At 60.3% G+C, this 17,021-nt stretch carries 18 protein-coding genes and 1 pseudogene; 12 read left to right on the plus strand and 7 right to left on the minus strand.

Annotated elements, in window-relative coordinates:
* From NKI37_RS29840 to NKI37_RS29860, 5 genes and pseudogenes are all read left to right on the plus strand, one after another.
* Positions 1–264, plus strand: a pseudogene (locus NKI37_RS29840) (pilus assembly protein TadG-related protein); the annotation flags it as partial.
* Between the two features lie 4 nt (positions 265–268).
* Positions 269–709, plus strand: a complete 441-nt coding sequence (locus NKI37_RS29845) for a TadE/TadG family type IV pilus assembly protein (RefSeq protein WP_031204579.1) — start codon at positions 269–271, stop codon at positions 707–709.
* Positions 699–1,109: a TadE/TadG family type IV pilus assembly protein gene (locus NKI37_RS29850; RefSeq protein WP_023708223.1), complete on the plus strand. Its 411-nt coding sequence runs from the start codon at positions 699–701 to the stop codon at positions 1,107–1,109. The genes NKI37_RS29845 and NKI37_RS29850 overlap by 11 nt, the downstream gene beginning before the upstream one ends.
* 1,425 nt (positions 1,110–2,534) lie before the next feature.
* Entirely contained in the window at positions 2,535–2,780 is a 246-nt protein-coding gene (locus NKI37_RS29855) for a hypothetical protein (protein WP_023686078.1), read from the plus strand.
* Between the two features lie 729 nt (positions 2,781–3,509).
* Entirely contained in the window at positions 3,510–3,857 is a 348-nt protein-coding gene (locus NKI37_RS29860) for a VanZ family protein (RefSeq protein ID WP_023686079.1), read from the plus strand.
* Between the two features lie 660 nt (positions 3,858–4,517).
* Here the strand turns inward: NKI37_RS29860 and NKI37_RS29865 are convergent.
* Positions 4,518–4,790, minus strand: coding sequence for a hypothetical protein (locus NKI37_RS29865; RefSeq protein ID WP_023807793.1), 273 nt, complete (start codon positions 4,788–4,790; stop codon positions 4,518–4,520).
* A 232-nt stretch (positions 4,791–5,022) separates the two neighbouring features.
* Between NKI37_RS29865 and NKI37_RS29870 the strand changes: the two genes are divergently transcribed.
* The gene (locus tag NKI37_RS29870) at positions 5,023–5,223 is read left to right on the plus strand and encodes a universal stress protein (RefSeq protein WP_245270445.1); all 201 of its coding nucleotides are present in this window, start codon (positions 5,023–5,025) and stop codon (positions 5,221–5,223) included.
* A 394-nt stretch (positions 5,224–5,617) separates the two neighbouring features.
* Here NKI37_RS29870 and NKI37_RS29875 read toward each other — a convergent pair whose 3' ends face one another.
* The 6 genes from NKI37_RS29875 to NKI37_RS29900 form a co-directional block, all read right to left on the minus strand.
* Positions 5,618–6,370: a GntR family transcriptional regulator gene (locus NKI37_RS29875; RefSeq protein WP_081725514.1), complete on the minus strand. Its 753-nt coding sequence runs from the start codon at positions 6,368–6,370 to the stop codon at positions 5,618–5,620.
* Between the two features lie 16 nt (positions 6,371–6,386).
* Positions 6,387–7,670, minus strand: coding sequence for a TRAP transporter large permease (locus NKI37_RS29880; protein WP_031208710.1), 1,284 nt, complete (start codon positions 7,668–7,670; stop codon positions 6,387–6,389).
* 2 nt (positions 7,671–7,672) lie between these two features.
* The gene (locus NKI37_RS29885; RefSeq protein ID WP_352791777.1) at positions 7,673–8,194 is read right to left on the minus strand and encodes a TRAP transporter small permease; all 522 of its coding nucleotides are present in this window, start codon (positions 8,192–8,194) and stop codon (positions 7,673–7,675) included.
* A 53-nt stretch (positions 8,195–8,247) separates the two neighbouring features.
* A complete protein-coding gene (locus NKI37_RS29890) occupies positions 8,248–9,213 on the minus strand; it encodes a TRAP transporter substrate-binding protein (protein WP_352791779.1) in 966 nt (321 codons plus the stop codon).
* Between the two features lie 73 nt (positions 9,214–9,286).
* On the minus strand, positions 9,287–9,682 hold the full coding sequence (locus NKI37_RS29895; protein WP_031208714.1) for a hypothetical protein: 396 nt from the start codon (positions 9,680–9,682) through the stop codon (positions 9,287–9,289).
* Positions 9,682–11,040, minus strand: coding sequence for an aminotransferase family protein (locus NKI37_RS29900; protein ID WP_023807799.1), 1,359 nt, complete (start codon positions 11,038–11,040; stop codon positions 9,682–9,684). The genes NKI37_RS29895 and NKI37_RS29900 overlap by 1 nt, the downstream gene beginning before the upstream one ends.
* Positions 11,041–11,175: 135 nt before the next feature.
* Here NKI37_RS29900 and NKI37_RS29905 point away from each other — a divergent pair, with 135 nt between their 5' ends.
* From NKI37_RS29905 to NKI37_RS29930, 6 genes are all read left to right on the plus strand, one after another.
* On the plus strand, positions 11,176–11,745 hold the full coding sequence (locus tag NKI37_RS29905) for a putative glycolipid-binding domain-containing protein (RefSeq protein ID WP_031208718.1): 570 nt from the start codon (positions 11,176–11,178) through the stop codon (positions 11,743–11,745).
* A gap of 45 nt (positions 11,746–11,790) precedes the next feature.
* On the plus strand, positions 11,791–13,074 hold the full coding sequence (locus NKI37_RS29910; RefSeq protein WP_023807801.1) for a RuBisCO large subunit C-terminal-like domain-containing protein: 1,284 nt from the start codon (positions 11,791–11,793) through the stop codon (positions 13,072–13,074).
* Positions 13,067–14,380 carry a four-carbon acid sugar kinase family protein gene (locus NKI37_RS29915; protein ID WP_352791781.1) on the plus strand — a complete coding sequence of 438 codons (1,314 nt, stop codon included), beginning with the start codon at positions 13,067–13,069 and terminating at the stop codon, positions 14,378–14,380. The genes NKI37_RS29910 and NKI37_RS29915 overlap by 8 nt, the downstream gene beginning before the upstream one ends.
* Positions 14,381–15,110: 730 nt before the next feature.
* The gene (locus NKI37_RS29920) at positions 15,111–15,728 is read left to right on the plus strand and encodes a hypothetical protein (RefSeq protein WP_023808369.1); all 618 of its coding nucleotides are present in this window, start codon (positions 15,111–15,113) and stop codon (positions 15,726–15,728) included.
* A gap of 436 nt (positions 15,729–16,164) precedes the next feature.
* Positions 16,165–16,491 carry a DUF736 domain-containing protein gene (locus tag NKI37_RS29925; RefSeq protein WP_023808370.1) on the plus strand — a complete coding sequence of 109 codons (327 nt, stop codon included), beginning with the start codon at positions 16,165–16,167 and terminating at the stop codon, positions 16,489–16,491.
* A 176-nt stretch (positions 16,492–16,667) separates the two neighbouring features.
* The gene (locus NKI37_RS29930) at positions 16,668–16,928 is read left to right on the plus strand and encodes a DNA -binding domain-containing protein (RefSeq protein WP_023808371.1); all 261 of its coding nucleotides are present in this window, start codon (positions 16,668–16,670) and stop codon (positions 16,926–16,928) included.
* Positions 16,929–17,021: the final 93 nt, after the last annotated feature.

The following is a 17,021-nucleotide window of genomic DNA, read 5'->3' on the forward strand; positions in this document are numbered from 1 at the left end:
TCCGGCGTGCTGTTCTACGGCGACAGGACCGGGACTGCGGCACAGAGCACCTTCAACGGCACAGCGGACTCGCTTTTGACCGGCGCCATCTATTTTCCCAGGCAGCAGGTCAACTACCTTGGCAACTTCTCGGGGAACGGTGGCTGCACTCAGGTCGTCGCCGACACTATCCAGTGGTCAGGCAGTACGACGATCAAGCAGAACTGCAAAGGCCTCGGGATGGACGACATTCCGGCGGCACTGTCCGTTCAGCTTGTCGAGTAGCGGGATGGGTGGGCGGACCTTGCGCATTGTCCGGGACAAATCCGGGATAGCTGCCGTGGAGTTTTCCATGTTGCTGCCGGTCCTGTGCCTCGTTTGCCTCGGCATCGCCGACGGCTGGTCCTACGTGACGAGTTACCTGCAGATGCGCGCGGGCGTTAAAACCGCGGCCAATCTCGTAATGGCCGGCGCGTCCAATGACACGGGAACGCAGGCGGTCGCGCTTTCGAGCTGGAACGACAAGCCCGAGGACGCCGCCGTCGTGCTGATCCGCTCCTATTTGTGCGGCGCCACGGTCGTGGATGAGACCACCATCTGCGGCGGAACAAAGCTGCCGACTGTCTTCGTCCAGATAACGGCCACGGGCACCTGGGTGCCCCCGTTCAACTTCGGTGTTTTCCCGGACCCGCGCGCGATCAGCCATCAGGAGGTGATCCGTGTCCGCTGAAAGGATCGGATCCAGGTGGCGCCGTGACTGCTCCGGCGCAGCCGGGCTGGAATTCGCCTTGATCGCGCCTTTCCTGGTGATGCTTTTGTTCGGAATCTTCGCCTTCGGCTGGGCCATGAATGCCGTGTCGACCGTCCGCTATACACTGGAAACCTCTTCTCGGGCGCTGCAGCTGAACAACACGCTTTCGCAGAGCGACATCCAGGCCATCGCCACGCAGAAATTGGTGAACCTGGGTCTGAAGAACGTCATTGTGACGATCGCGACCGACCCTGCCAGCGGCGGTTTCAAGATGGCGCATCTGACCGCCAGCTATGCCTTCGTCATCGCTTTCCCGTATTTCGACCAGTATCCGATAAATTACGCCACGACCGTCACGGTCCCCCTGGTTGCTAGCTAGGCGTACGACCGGCTTTCGTTGAGTTGGCGGCCCTGTATTCAGCTTCCCAAGGCAATGCGTCGAAGTCGGGCTTGTGCCCCGCTTCACGGTAGGCGGCCTGAGTGAGGAAACCTGCTTTGTCCCGCTCCACAACGCAAACAAATGGCGGAGTGCCCGGGCACCTATAAACGCCTACAGCTTTTTCCATGCAACAGGTGTGCTACGGGTGCTCGGAGATGTCGTCCTTCATTACGATGACAGAACAAGAGCGAGGACAGCAGCGGCCCGGCATCACTGAAAGGGTGCGGGTTGGTAAAATTCGTACAACTCTTTTCATTGCGGAGAGAGTTTCGGCGAGCTTATTAATGTGTCGTTTGCCATTGCCTTTTCTGGGAGGCTGCGATGGTTGCAACGCCCATAGATATCGCTCGAGCGGCCACTACGGCCACCTTGCTGATGCGCCAGAAGTCCATGGCGGAACCCGCCACATTTCGCCGGGACATGGATCAATCGCGCAGGGCCATCCGAGCCTCACGCGAGCTTCTGAAGCGCCTTGGTCACGTCGTCGCGACGTGGCGCTAGGCTGGGAAGATGCCGACCCGTCTACTGTTGCCGTCTCCGCCTTTCAAGCCGACGTTCTCCGCTCTGCATTCCGAGCCCTAGTAGGGGAAACGGGTACGCCTGAGTGTCAATGGCGCGATTTAGCCAAGGCCCTGGTGCGCGATTTCACTGGGTGCGAGCTGATCGAAACTGGCTTGGTGGATTGGATCGTCAGCAAGTAGCCGCTGCCCGCCAGCGGCCCAGCAGCGGTCTGCGGGGACTTTGCAGCGGACGCGCTGGGCCTGACCGGTGGGGCGGTGTGGTATCCGCCGGCTGGCGAACATATGCGCCTCCTGCCAACGCCAGCGAAACATCCAAACGAACGAGGCGATCTAACCGCGATCTCGCCATCCAAGGCCAACACATAGGCCGATAGCAAAGGCCTATAATCGCTGAGAGAACGAAAATGGCCGACGCCATGGTTGGGGAACCCGGGTGGGTAGGCGCCGGCCACAAGTGGAACAAGCCCGCCGCGCCACACACATGGCTGATTTGTCATCACGTGGTTATGGTGTGATCGCGCAGGGCTGCACCAGCGGAACTTAGTAAACGCCGCTTGGTAAGCGATCCTCGACGCGATCGTTCATCGCCACGACGACTTGGGAAACTTGACGGCTGCAGCCTTCTGCCATGTCAAACTCAAGTCGTTAACAGCGGCCGCCCGGTCATGAACAGGCATGCGCCCATCCTAGCATATCGCGCTGCCGGTATCGCAAGGCGCCGGCAGCAAGGGGAGGCGACCAGAGCCGATGTGAAGGGACTAGGCAGCTAATATTCGCTTGCGCTAATTTAAAAGTGCCGTAACGTCATGCTCAGCCTTTTGCGGAGGCGCAACGGTGGGGAAGTATGATGAGAGTTGCTGCGTTTTGTGCGGCGATCGTGATCGCTGGGACTGGTGTCGCTGTTGCCAAGGAGAAGAAGGTGGTGGTGAGTGACGCCACGGACCTTTGCTCTACGAAGCAGTCGGCCAAGAAGCAGGTGCTCGAGCTGGACTGCAGGCCGACCGGAACCGCCAAATTGCCGGCCGATGGAACGCCGGAAAAGCCGCGCCTCGGATACGACACCGATCCGTGGCTGGTTAAAGGCCTTTAGAGACTAGCCGATGGCAATACAGCGCGGCTAAGGGGAATGTGCGCTGGCGGTGAAGCCTTCTTTGTTCTCTCATCGGTGGAACATTGTCGCCTGGAAACGCTTCGGACGGTGCACTGCCCCATCAGTGCAACGTTCCCTTCCTTGTTTGCACTGGCCGGCTGCCGAAAGGTGGCCGGCTTTTTTGTATATAACCGCGACCTGATGTTTGGGATTGTTGATGGACAGCCGCGAGTGGCCGCTGCTGGCCTAGCGTCTAGGATTGGAATACGTAGAGGCGAGATCACCAAGGCAGGAATGGCCAGACTAAACAGCGGTTTCGTCTGTTAGCCGCGACGCCGGCGATAATTGAATTCAGAAGGGCGTCGGCCCGGCTGCACAGCCGGGCCAAGGCTGGAAGAGTTCCGCTCCCGCCCAGCACGATACGCATCGCACCTGGCCGCAAGCGGTACCAATGGCTCGCCTATTCCGCCGCGTCTTTTCGGCAGGAAACCCTCGGCCTCATCACAATGGAGGGCGACATTCGCAGCGCCCTATGGAACCATCCAGAGTGACATAGGCTGTTTCATGGAACTTCCTGATGACATCAGGAGGCCTGTTAAGCATGCCAGTTGTTCGCGCTCGTAGCTCAGATGCAGGTTGGAGCTCTGCCTAGTGCACCAGTATCGGAAGCGAGAACTAGGAACCGGGAGTGCTGCGGATAGATTGCCGCAGTGGAGCTTTTATCAGCGCATGGCAAGGGCTGCCTTTCTCTCCACGTTGGCGGTCGTCCTGTTGCTCGCGCTATTGCCAGACCACTTGCTGCACGCCCTCGGATTGGCCCTTACGTCTCATCACGACAAGCTCAACCACGCCGCCGCGTTCGCCACCTTGTCGGCTTTGGGTAGCCTCGGCTGGCCCCAACAGGTGGTCCGGCTGGCGGTTCTACTTGCTTTAACGGGCGCAGCGATCGAAATCCTTCAATGCGTCACAGGCCGTGACATGAGTGTCTTCGACTGGTTTGCCGACTGCGCCGGAATGGCATACGGGCTGAGAACTATGAGCTGGGTGAACGAGATTCTGGGCGAACCGGTTATTTGATCGCCACAGGCTCCGCTTTACCGCCCCTGTCTTGGCCCCACTTGCCAGCCTCACGCCCGGGGCCGCCTTCGATCACCCTCGCTATTTCAATTTCCGACGCAAAGGCCGATAGCAAGGCGAATGGGTTTCAGGCCGCTCACCATTTAGACTTAGGTCCGATTCTTTCGCGCAAATGGCCGAAGCCGGAAACATTTCTCCTTCTACTTTGTTGCAGTGGCCGTGCCGCTGAGGAGAACATGCACAGTGCCTCTATCAAACGAACTGCGCGACGTACCTTTAGAATTCCAATGCCCCTCCTGTTCACGCCCTATGGTGAGAAGGGGATCCTGGCTGAAAACGATTGCCGGTTTCAAATGCGATAGCTGCAGGTCCAGAGTGCGGCTCGGCTACGAAGAGAAGCTGGCCATATTCGACCGGCACCTTAAGCGAGGCGCGCCGGATCTGGGCCGACGACCAATGGAGTGCGATCCCGGCAACGGTTCCTGAGAGTGTGTCGGCAATTCAAGCTCCAACTGCTTGCGGTCTGCCGCAAGTCCAAGCTTTCATCTGGTCGCAGGGTCAGGCGGCTCTTTCGTCCGTACGGAACCGATGATGGCGAGAGGTTTCGATGCGTCGGAGCACCGAGCAGGTCTACACGTTTTTCGTAGCGACCACCAATCTCTAGCTGACCACTTCAACGCTTTGACGAGGTGCGAGCAACTTGATTTTCAATAGTCTTTTTCGGGCCAACATGCGCGCCGCCTCTGCGATGCGGCCTCCGTAAGCATCGGCGACGAATGATAGCGTCGACAGGTCAATAATGAGGTCACCGACCGCGCCCGCCAAGACATTGGACCCGGGCCCAAATTGATGCACCAGCGCCCGCACTTCCTTAAGTGCCGTCGAGGCTTCACCCGCATCCAGCAGCGCCTCGATGTGATCGAAAATCTGCATCCCGACCCTCCCGCTTGCGCCTCACACGCTGAGCCCCCTCGAATGGAAAGGAAAACGATGGCAATATCGCGCGAAAAGAAAGCGCCTGCCAAGGTGCTCGCGGACGAGGCGGCCGCGACTTCATATCGCATCGCCGCAGGGAGGCGGTGCTGAAGGATATCGTAGCACTTGCCGACCGCTTGGCGTCGAAATCGAGACCGCCATCCGCAGCCGCGTCGCCGCCGCCGATGCCATTCCCCGCCAGGCGGGCAGGGGAGCGGCACTGATCGTCATGGGCGTGGCGCGGCGCACCGGCGAGGAGCTCTTCTTCGGCGAGACGGCCACCGGCCTGCTGCAGCGCTGCCCGTGCCCGGTGGTGCTGATCTCCGATTCCAGGCTGCGCCGTGATGACGAGGGCAGGGAAGAGCTGCGGTCGGGAACGGGTGGAGCTTGATCTCCCCCTTGAGGGGCCCTTGAGGGGGTTGAGGAGTGGTCCGCGTAGCGGACAGAAAGCCAATTGCTCGGCTTTCTGAATGACGAAAGCCGGCAGGCCAGAGGGAGTCGCCGCGTGTCAAGCGCTGGCCTCTTCTCGGCAATAAACTCTCGATATGTGACCGATCTCGTGATGCGACAAAGTCCCACTAGGGAAGGAAAGAGACGAAGCCTTCTGTCCGCATTGGGAAGCCAACCGGAAGGTCTGCTTTGCGCCCAATCTCGGTCGTTGCAGTTAGGTTTGCGACTGCCTTAAAGCGGACATTACCAGCGTCCGCGCCGGAGGTCGCGGCCGTCTTTCGCAAGTACCCGCAAACTGGCGGCCCGCGAATCCTACCCAGTCGAGATGATAGCGACTATGCCGATTTCAAATGAGCTTCTTGAGCGAGGCTCCGTGCCAGTGCCTCTCCGTCGACCTGGTTGTGCCTGGCAGACAAACGGCCAGCGGTTTCTGCGTCGCCCACCAATATCGCTTCAGCGATAGGCTCGTGGATCGGAATCATGTCCGCGAAAAGATCGACATGCATGGATTCGGTCAGCGCCATGAACAACCGTATCTGTGCCTCCAAAAGTCCATACGTCTGTATGAGGCGTTTGTGCTTTGACATCTCGACGACAAGCCTATGGAAGGACAGGTCAAGCATCATGCATGCAGTCCGGTCACGCTTCTTCACCGCGCCCTGCATTTCCGTCATGAGCTTTCGCAGCGCATCTTTTTCTGACTTGGTGGCATTCTGTGCGGCCAAGCTAGCCCCCAGCGCCTCAAGAGCATCACGCAAGGTGCACAGCTCCAAGGCGTCGCTGGGGTCCATTGCAGAAACGAAGACACCCCTGCGTGGCTTCAATTCGACGAGTCCCTCGCCTTGCAGATGTCTCAAGGCTGACCGGATGGTGCCATTGCTCACCTCGAACTCACGCGCAAAATCTGCTTCGACCAGATGAGCACCGGCGGCAAGCTGACCGCTGAGGATCTTCTCACGGATGCCGTCGGCGACGACAACGTCCAGGCCGGGCCTGTCTGCAGCAATTGCACGAACCATAATGTCCCTTATCATCCGATGATTATGAATAATCAACAATGTGGAGGGCTGGCAAGTTCCGCCAGCCATCACAGACAATGACAGATCAATTTACCCCCATCAGTTCGGGCAACCACAACACCGTTTGCGGCACATAGGTGATGACGCTGAGAACCACCAGCATGATGCCGATGATCGGCAGGCTCTCCCAGACCACCTCCTTCATCGGAGCCCGTGAGATAGCCTGGGTGATGAGCAGGTTGAGGCCGATCGGCGGATGAATGAGACCGATCATCAGATTGAGAACCACGACGAGTCCGAAATGGGTAGGATCGACGCCGAAGCTGAGAGCGGCAGGCAGGAAAATCGGCACTAATATGATTGTCGCCGGGGTCGAATCCAGGAAGATGCCCGCGATCAGGAAAACCACGTTGACGATGAGCAAGAATTCGATCGGCCCAAGATCGCTGTTATGCAATGCCGACTGGATGTCTTTTGGAATTCCATGGATGACGATCACATAGGCAACGAACGAACTCACGCCAACGACCAGCATGATGTTGGCAGTCTGCAGGGCGGCATCGGTGAGCATCCCCGGTAGCTGCCGCCATTTGAATTCGCGGTGGATCACCCAACCCACGAAGATGGCGTAGAACACCAGAACCGCGCCGAGTTCGGTGACCGTGAACAGGCCGCCCTTGGCGCCCACCATCAACAAGATCGGCATGCTCAAGGCCCAGGCGCTGACGCGAAACTTGGAACCCAGTTCCGACCAGGCCATGCTGCCGCGCGACGACAGGTTCTGGCGGCGCGCAACATAAAGAACGTAGGCCGTCAGCACTGCGGCAATGATCAGGCCGGGAATGTAGGCAGCGACGAAAAGCCGTGTGATCGAGACCTGGGCTATCACCCCGTAGATGACCAGTGGGATGCTGGGCGGGATGATCGGGCCGATGATTGCGGCACCGGCGGTGAACGCGGCCGCGAAGGCGCCGGAATAGCCCTCCTTCTTCATTTCGGGGATGAGCAACGCCCCGCTCGCCGCCGCATCGGCGACGGCTGACCCGGATATTCCGGCGAGAAAGACGTTGGTTCCGACGTTGACGATGCCGGAACTGCCACGCACCCTGCCGAGGGCACCGGCAAACAGGTCTATGACTCGGGTGGTGACACCGCCACTGTTCATCACCGACGCCGCCAGAATGAAAAACGGGATTGCCAGCAGGGGAAATGAATCCATGCCGTTGACCACTTTCTGCGCGAACAGGAAGCCGGGCATGCCCCAGATTTGGATGACGACGAGTGCGGCGAGCGCCATGGCAATGGCGATCGGGACCGCGAACATGGTCAGCGCGAAAAATACGATCGAAAGCGTTGCAAGCATTACCATTGTCACGATCCCTTGTGAGCGTAAGCGACGGAATCCTCGACTTCGGTGGCATCATCGGTAGCGCCGCAAACGAGGCGTTCGACGATGAAGAACAGGCCGCAAACGCTGAACACGATAGGCGGCATGTAGAACCAGCGGTACGAAAGGCCGGTGGCCGGCGCTATCTTGAGTTTCACGACGTCGATCAGCTGCGCCGCGTAGATGGCGAACGCGACCAGAAGTATGGCCGTGAGAATGTCGACCCCAATGCCGAGACTATTCGATAGCCGTCCGCTCAGCCGGCCATGCATGAGATCAATGACGATCAGCTTACGCTGACTGACCAGGACAGCGGCGCCGATGAACACCAGCCAGATGAGAAGTATCCTGCATAGTTCGGCCAATTCGAAGGTCGAGCTGTGAGTGATGTAGCGGGCGAGGACCTGGACAAAGACGAGTATGATGATGACGCCCAGAAGCGCAGCCACCGCGTGGCCCAACACCGATCTCAAAACGTCGCCGAGCCGGCGCAGCATGTTCGACATGATTTTCTCCGATGGAACGGTGTCCACACGAGTGACGGGCAGGCATTGATCGCTCACTGAACCGCGCGGATCTTGTCGATGATCGGCTGAAGTTTCGCATCGAACGTCGCCGTCTTGGCTCGCTCGGCGAATTCATCAAGGTTTGGCGTGTGCACGACCACGCCGGCCGCCTTCAGTTCGGTGATGATCTGGTCTGTGTTCTCCTTGGTGTATTTGCGATACCAGTCGGCACCAGCGTCAGCAGCCTTGCCGATCGCTGCCTTGGTTGGGGCATCCAATTTCTGGTACCAGGGCTCACCGCACATGAAACCCATCGTTTCGGCCATGTGGTTGGTCATAACCAGATGCTTGGCCACTTCGTAGAAGCGATGATCCTTGATCGCGACCAGAGGCTGTTCGAGCCCGTCCACGACGCCTTGCTGGAGCGCTGCATAGGCTTCCTCGAATGCGACGGAAGTCGGGCTGACGCCGAGCGCCTGGATGGAGGTCACATAGGCAGGGATTCCCGGCACGCGGATTTTCATGCCTTGCAGGTCGGCAAGGCTGTCGACCGGCTTCTTGACCAGAAACTGGCGAAAGCCGCGAAATCCCGGCCCGAGTACGCGGAAGCCGGCTTCGTTCGCTATTGTGTCCAGGATCTCTTGTCCGACGTGGCCGCGCCAGATGCGGAAGAAATGGTCATCGTCGCGGTAGAGATAAGCCACGCCTTCGATGTTGGCCGCCGGAGCAAAGTCGCCAAGGTCGCCGACGCTTTCATAAAGGCATTCAAGCACTCCACCCTTGACCTGCTCGACCATCTCGCTCCAGGTTCCGAGCTGTGATGCCGGAAACAGCTCGACGGTGACATCTTTCCCGAGCGCCGCCTCGACCTGCTGCTTGAACAGCTCGATGACCTTCGTATCGGGCGACTCCGGGGTGCCGGTACCGCCGACGCGGATATGGAGTTCTGCATTGGCGCACGCGATGCTCGCCGTCGAGATGAGACATACGGCTATGACAGTCTTGAGAATTGCTTTCATCGTGGTTCCCCTTTGGTTCTTGTTTCCGGCAAGCGGTTTGTCCGCGTTGCCGGCCTGCACTGCGTAATGCGTCTCAACGCGAAATGAGGTCATCCAAGGCCGCCCGAAGTTTCGATCCGGGCGCCAGACCGAGCGCGCGAGCGGCCGCGTTTACATAGGAGATGACGCCATTGTCCCACATGTCCTGGGAGTCGCCGATGCGCGCACTCATGTGAGCGACGGCGCCTGCCGGAATGCCCTTGGTCTGCAGCATGTCGAGCGCGACGATGCCCGCATTTTCCTTGCCGACGCCGGCATCGTTGAAAAACACGCCACCAAGCGGCACGGCCAGGGCAAACTCCCCCGAACTGGCTCCGCCATGAGAGGCGGACACAACGATGGCGCCCTCATCTTCCAAGGTCACCTTGGTGATCGAATCCATGAGTATGACGCGACCGCCAACGCCACTTCCAATCTCGCTCTTCAGCATCAGACATCTCCTTTGGGCTGCGGTGGTTTCTCGCGAAAGGCGTCAGGCATTGCGGTCAGCACGTCGTCCAGCGCGTCGACGATCTGATCGATCTCCGATTCCTTGATGGTGAAGGGCGGGCTGATCTGGATGTGATCGCCACCACGTCCGAAATTGACGCCCGGCACGCCGGGGTTGATGATGACGTCGCGTTTGCGCATCTCCGATGCCAGCATCGCTGTGAAGCCGGCATCTTCCGGGAAGGGCGCGCGCGAACTGCGATCCGCCACGAACTCCAGGCCGGCAAAGAGGCCGCGACCTCGAACCTCGCCGATGCAGGGATGGCGCTGCTGCAGAGCATCCAGACGGGAGAAGAGATATTGTCCGATGATTCCGGGGCGAGCGAACAACTGCTCGTTCGTCATGATTTCGAAGACCTTCTGGCCTATGAAACATGAGGCGGCGTGTCCGCTGTAGGTGAAGCCGTGGACGAAGCGGCGCTTTCCCGAGCGGAAGAATTCGGTGATCTTGTCGTTGACGATCACTGCGCCAAGTGGCGCATAGCCGCTGGCGATCGCTTTGCCGGCGGTGATCATGTCCGGCAGCACGCCCCATTGCTCGATGGCGAAGGGGGTGCCGGTTCTGCCGTAGCCGGTCAGGACCTCGTCGGCGACGAACAGCACGCCATAGCGGTCGCAGATTTCGCGGATGCGCCTGTAGTAGCCAGCATGGGGCACGACGCCTGAACACGTCGTTCCGATGATCGGCTCGGCGAAGAAGGCCGAGATCGTTTCCGGCCCTTCGAGATTGATCGTTTTCTCGAGCTCGTCGGCGCAATCGAGCGAACAACCGTTTTTGTCGGCGCAGTATGCGCAACGATATTCGTAGGGCGGTGCGATATGAATGACCGGCAACATGTACGGGTCGTAGGGCTTGCGCCAACTGGTTCGACCCGACATCGCCAACGTGGCGAGGGTAACGCCATGGTAGCTCTGCCACCGGGTGATGATCTTGTGGCGTCGCGGCTCGCCCCGCTCCAGGTGATATTGGCGGGCGAGCTTGACCGCTGTCTCGTTGGCCTCCGAGCCACCCGAGACGAAATACACCGAAGCCATGCCTTTCGGCGCGACCGAGAGCACTGACGCCGAGAGCTGCTCCTGCCAGGGATGCGTGAACCCCGCTGTGTAGACGAAGGTGACGCTGTCGCCGGCGTCGGCAAGAGCCTGGGCGATCTCAGTTCTCCCATGACCGATGCCGACGACCCCAGCGCTGCCCATCGCATCAAGGTAAACCCGGCCGTCGTCGCTATGAATGAACACGCCCTCGCCGCGCGATATCCGTATCGGGGCAACCGAGTAGTCCCTGGAGAATACGGTCATGGCCGCTCCCTGGTTCGTTTTGAGATGCACCTGGGCCGATTGCCCAAGTCATCCTCAAATGAAAGCGAGAGGGCGCTCTTGTCAATAGAAAATAATTAATTATTATGTGTTTCAGGTTTGAAACTGGAGATTCATGTGGGTGTCATTCGCTGGAAATCGGAAAATGGGCTGGGGTTGGAACACCTTGTCTTCGATCGCGACGCAGCCGGCGTTACCGCTGACGGCACAGTGATCGGAGAGCGGCAAGGGCAAGCCTATGGCATGCGCTACCGCGTCCGCTGCGCAATGGATTGGACGGTTCGGGAGGTGGCGATCGACATCGTCGGAGGCGGCAAGATACGCCTCGAAGCGGATGGCCGCGGCGAATGGCGGGACGCCAACGGGATCATCCGTGCCGATCTTGCCGGATGCATCGATGTCGACATTTCCGCGACACCCTTCACCAACACCTTGCCGATCCGGCGACTACGGCTCGCTGTAGGCGAGCGTCGGCCGATCCGGGTCGCCTATATCGCCATTCCTTCCCTCGAGGTGGCGGCGGCCGAGCAGGCCTATACCTGCCTGAAGCCCCGTGAGCGCTACCGCTACGAAGGTATTTTCCGAAACTTCCAAGCCGAGCTCGATGTCGATGAGGACGGCCTCGTCCGCGACTATCCGAGCCTTTTCAAGCGGTGCGCCCCGGGCGATGGCTCGGCGCAAGTCTAACTGTCAACGAACTCAAATAGCGGCTTTTGCCGCGGAGAAGAGCCTGTGCCCGATCGTATCCGATGCACCTATCTGCTGGAATCTCCAATCGACATCGGCAGGGCCGCCGAGCTGCTGGCAAGCGAACAGTCGATCGGCTCCTTCACCCGGGTCGCCGGAGAGACAGACGAGATCATCGAACGCTTCTGCGGCCGTGTGGACGAGTTGCGTGTCGTCGCCGAGGACACGCCTCCAAGCTTGACAACATCGCTGCCCGGCATCGACGAACGCTCCCGGTGCAGCCGGGCGATAGCCACAATATCGTTCCCTGTCGAAAATTTCGGCCCGAACCTTCCATCGCTTTTCGCCATCCTGCTCGGCAACCTCTTCGAGCTGCAGGAACTGACCGGCGTCCGACTTGAGGATGTCGATATCCCCGCGAGCTTTGCCGACCGGTTTCCGGGGCCGGCCTTCGGCATTTCCGGAACGCGTCGATTGAGTGGCGTCGTCTCGGGCCCAATCATCGGCACCATTGTCAAGCCGAAACTCGGACTTGAACCCGCAGCCATCGCCGATCTGGTGCAGATGCTCGGCGATGCCGGAATCCATTTCATCAAGGACGACGAATGCATGACCGATCCTCCATCCGCGCCGTTCTCGAAGCGCGTCGAGGCGATCGCCCCGGTTCTCGATCGCCTGGCCGACAGGCACGGCCGCAAAGTCATGTACGCGTTCAACATCAGCGACGACGGTGACCGCATGTGCCGCAATCATGACCTGGTCGCCAACAGCGGTGGAACCTGCGTCATGGTTTCGCTCAATGCCTGCGGCCCTGCCGCCATCGCCCAATTGCGGCGCCACGCCTCGCTGCCGATCCATGCCCATCGAGCCGGCTGGGGAATGTTGACCAGGCACCCCGCCCTCGGATTGAGCTTTACGGCCTATCAAAAGCTGTGGCGCCTAGCCGGCATCGACCAGATCCATATCGGTGGCATCCAAGGAAAGTTCTCCGAAGTAGATGCTACCGTCACCCAATCAGCACGAGCGTGTCTTGGCCCATTCGGCGATCACGCGCCGATCATGCCGGTGATTTCGTCAGGCCAATGGGGCGGCCAGGCACCCGTCACATTCAAGGCATTCGGCAGTGACGATGTCATTTACTTGGCCGGCGGTGGAATCCTTGGGCACCCGCTCGGTCCTGCGGCTGGCGTGCGCGCCATAAGTGAGGCCTGGGAGGCGGCAAGGCTCGGCATAGACCTTGTTGACTACGCCCGCTCACACGAGCCGCTGGCAAGCTCGATCGGTTTTTTCGGAAATCTCAGGCAGATGAGAGCAACTGGCAATGGCTGACACCAATCCATACCTCTGTTTCTATGGAGACGACTTCACAGGCTCCACTGATGCACTCGATGCGTTGACAGCTGCCGGTGTCGCCGCGGTCTTGATTCTCGATCCGTCGCAGGATGTGTTGTCTCAATTTCCCGGTGTGCAGGCCGTTGGTCTGGCAGGGACCACCCGCGCCATGTCCCCTACCGAGATGGATAAGGAATTGCCGCAGGCCTTCCGGTGGATGGCGGATCTGAAGCCCCGTATCATTCACTACAAAGTATGCTCGACCTTTGATTCCTCACCAGAAACGGGCAGCATTGGCAGGGCCATGGAAATCGGACTGACAACGCTAGGCGGCGGCAGCGTACCTATTGTGGTCGGCGCCCCGCGTCTGGGTAGGTTCGTGGCATTTGCCAACCTCTTCGCTCGCGCAGGGTCGGCGCCGACCATTCATCGGATCGATCGGCATCCGGTCATGGCCCGGCACCCCGTAACTCCTATGAAGGAGGCTGATCTCCGGTTGCATCTCAAGGCACAGACGAAGATCCCGATCGACCATATCAGCATAATCGATATGGAGGCGGGGAACTGGCCAGTCATCGATGGCGATACGAGGGCAATCCTGTTCGACACCGTTTCTGCTGATCAACTCACTGCGATTGGGAATTGGCTTGGCAAGCAAAGCCGGGACACACCCGTCTTTTGTATCGGGTCGAGCGCCGTGGAAACAGCTCTGTCGCCAATTATGTCGGCGGAGACTCGATCCGTCGCGCCAGCGCCGACGGAAAACCCAAGCCATCGCGGACCGATCCTTGTGGTTTCCGGCAGTTGCTCGCCAGTTACAGCGCGCCAGATCGACGTCGCGGTTGGTGCCGGCTTTACACCGATTCCAGTTTCAGCCGCAGCGCTCGCAAATCAGGAAGCCTGGGAGGAGGCTTGCACTAAGGCGACCAACACCGCACTGGCGGCATTGGCAGGGGGAAGATCCGCGATTGTCTATACCGCACATGGCGAGCCCGACTTGATCCCTGGCGACGGCGACATAAACCTGCGCTCGGAAGCCGAACGGATTGGCGTCGGACTGGGGCGCATACTTTCTGCTGCCGTAGCTTCCTTGAAGCTCACCAGGGTTGCAGTTGCTGGAGGCGACACCTCCGGGACTGTAACGCGAGCGCTTGGCATCACCGCGCTGCAGATTGCTGCGCCTATCTCTCCCGGTGCGCCGCTTTGCTACGGTCTGCTCCGCCAGGGCGGGCGCATAGAGATTGCGTTGAAGGGCGGTCAAATGGGCGCGGACGACTTTTTCTGCCGGGTGAGGGATCTCTGACATTTTGTGCAGCTCGATAAGCAAGAAAAATGATCGCTTCTGGCGCGGTCGTATCACTCCGTTCGTGCCAGCTTGGTCAGCTCAGGTCGATGACGCAGGGTGGCTGAACGTCCGCTCCTGACATTCCGAGCCTCGAAGCCGTAAGTCTGGTTTCGGCCCCACTTCGGTCATTCGAAACTGGCGCCCGATGACCACCCCAGGCGCAATGTGGACGGCTTTCCGCCGAACAGGGACATCAGTCTTCGACACGCTTCGAGCCGAGGTGCAGCGTTCGTGCGCGAGGAATGGGGCGGGCGGCTTCGAGAGATCGGCCCTCACTTCCAGGAGCACAGCACCACCCCTGCCATACGACGCTGATCCTTGGTTCAGCCGACGGCCTGACGCCATCAACCCGCAAGGGGTCGGACTGCGCGAAGCGTGCCGCCGCTCCGGCTTCGCCTTCGCGGTGATTGCGGTCTTCGCCTTCAGCCTCGCTGCCACCTCATGGTAGCCATCGTCATTTTCGTGCCGGCGATGGCACTCTCTCGGTCGTTCCCACGGACGAGTATGACGGCGACGACACCGCCATCGTCGGCGAAATCGACCGTTCGCCCCAGGACGGGGCGAACATTGCCGCTGGCGAAACAGAGCTTTGGCATCTCGCCGGTGCTTTTCGTTGCTATGCTCTGCGCTGCGCCGAGGTGGTGGTGGAAGGCGCAATCGCCAGAGCTATTCTCTCGGAGAGACCACCATGATCATCCTCGGCATGTTCGTTTGTATCGCTGCAATCGGCATCTTGTGCTGGTTGCTATTCACGCTTGCTATCTTCGCCCTCCCGTTGTTCGTCGGGGGCAGCGCAGGCACCTGGGCGTTCAACACCGGCGCCGGCTGGCTTGGCGCGGTTCTTGTCGGCATCCTCGCAGCCGGGTCGACGCTCGGCGTTCGCCAAATCCTCCTCGGCGTTATTAGCCCCATGTGGGCAAAGCTGGCGCTCGTGGTGGTCTTCGTCGCTCCCGCGATCGCTGTCGGCTACCATGCCACCCATGGGATCGCGAAGCACATGATGCCTTCGGAAACCTGGCAGAGCGTCTTTTCCGTCATTGGCGCGACCGCCGTCGGCGTCACGGCATATCTGCGGGTCGCGAACATGAGGGCCGCCGACCAATCCGGCAGGGACGTCGTTCGAGCCTGGACCCGTGTGAGCGGGGCGGATGGACCAGACCGAGGAAGGCCTAGCCACCTCCTTATCGGTGGTTGGAGCAATCGGGTTCCATGCCAGGATCGAGCAACGGCCATGTGCCGGCGCGGCCCCGTCTGTGGACTTGGACTTTCTTCGGTCGAAGCCCATGGCAGACCGACCAGTCGGTAGCAGGACGGCGGCGCGCGCAGTGGCGGGGCGTTGCAGATGCGCGGAATCTGTGCCTGGAATGCATGGGCGATGCCGGTGAAGCCTGTAGCGAAGTGCAGGAGGCGCGTTGCATGCCAACGTCTCCGTTGCCAATCTGTCCCAAGAGCGCTCCAAACGGCCTCTTCAATGGGCTGATCTGGCCGAAGGACGGCTGAAGCCTCGACCGCCTGAGCCGCAACGGCGCGTCTCGACTTTCTTCCCCTGCCGGCGCCCACCCCATGCCGCAAGCGCATGGGGACCCCGAGCGCCGCCATTCCTCGCGAGACAAGAAAGCCGTTCCTGCGCCGTCCTCCGCTTTGCTCCGGTCGCAAGCGATGCGTCGTCGGTCGCCTCGGGCCAACCGATCGCCATCGAGGCCGCATGGTGCGGGCTCGGGAACAGAAAACGGAGACTTACAATGGCTACCATCGGCACCTTCAAGAAGTCCGCCTCGAACGAATTCACCGGTGAAATCGTCACCCTCAGCGTCCGGGCCAAGAACGTGCGCATCGTCCCAGACACCCGCGCCACTGGCGAGAACGCTCCCAGCCACCGGGTGCTGGTCGGCCGCGCCGAGATCGGCGCCGCATGGTCGAAGACCTCCAACGAGGGCCGCGACTACCTGGGCCTCAAGCTCGACGATCCAAGCTTCAACGCCCCGATCTACGCCAACCTCTTCGACGACGAGGAAGATGAGGGTTTCTCGCTCATCTGGTCCCGTCCGAACGCGCGGCGGAGCGACTGAGGACCCGCGCAGGCCCCGGCCGGAAGGCCGGGGCCTCTTCCGCGGACGGTCCGGTTCGGTTCACTCAAGCCGAGAGCGATGCCGAACCCGCATCGCCTGATGCTGATCAACCGGCCTCCGTTGGCAGAATTGTTCTGTAAAATGCAGGCTTTCACTCTGGGAAGACGAGGCAAGCGATGATCGAGCCGTTTGACGAAACCGCGCCGACCAGTGACGAACTCACCGAATACGATCGGGAACACGTCAAGCTCTATATGCGCCTGCTTGACGCCGCCGATGACGGCGCGGACTGGCGCGAGGTGGTCGAAATTCTGTTCGGCATTGATCTGACGAAGGAGCCGCAACGCGCCCGGCGCATCCATGACAGCCATCTGGCGCGAGCGCGCTGGATGGCGCGTGCAGGCTACCGTCATCTCTTGCGTCGGCACGGCAACTAACACCACAGCGCCTGCGGTTCCCGGGTGATGCCGGAGCGGCATCACCCGATGCCCGGCGAGGGTCTTCCGCCAATCGCTACAACCCGGAATCGT

Source organism: Mesorhizobium sp. M0626 (assembly GCF_040320665.1).
In the GTDB taxonomy this organism is placed as follows: domain Bacteria; phylum Pseudomonadota; class Alphaproteobacteria; order Rhizobiales; family Rhizobiaceae; genus Mesorhizobium.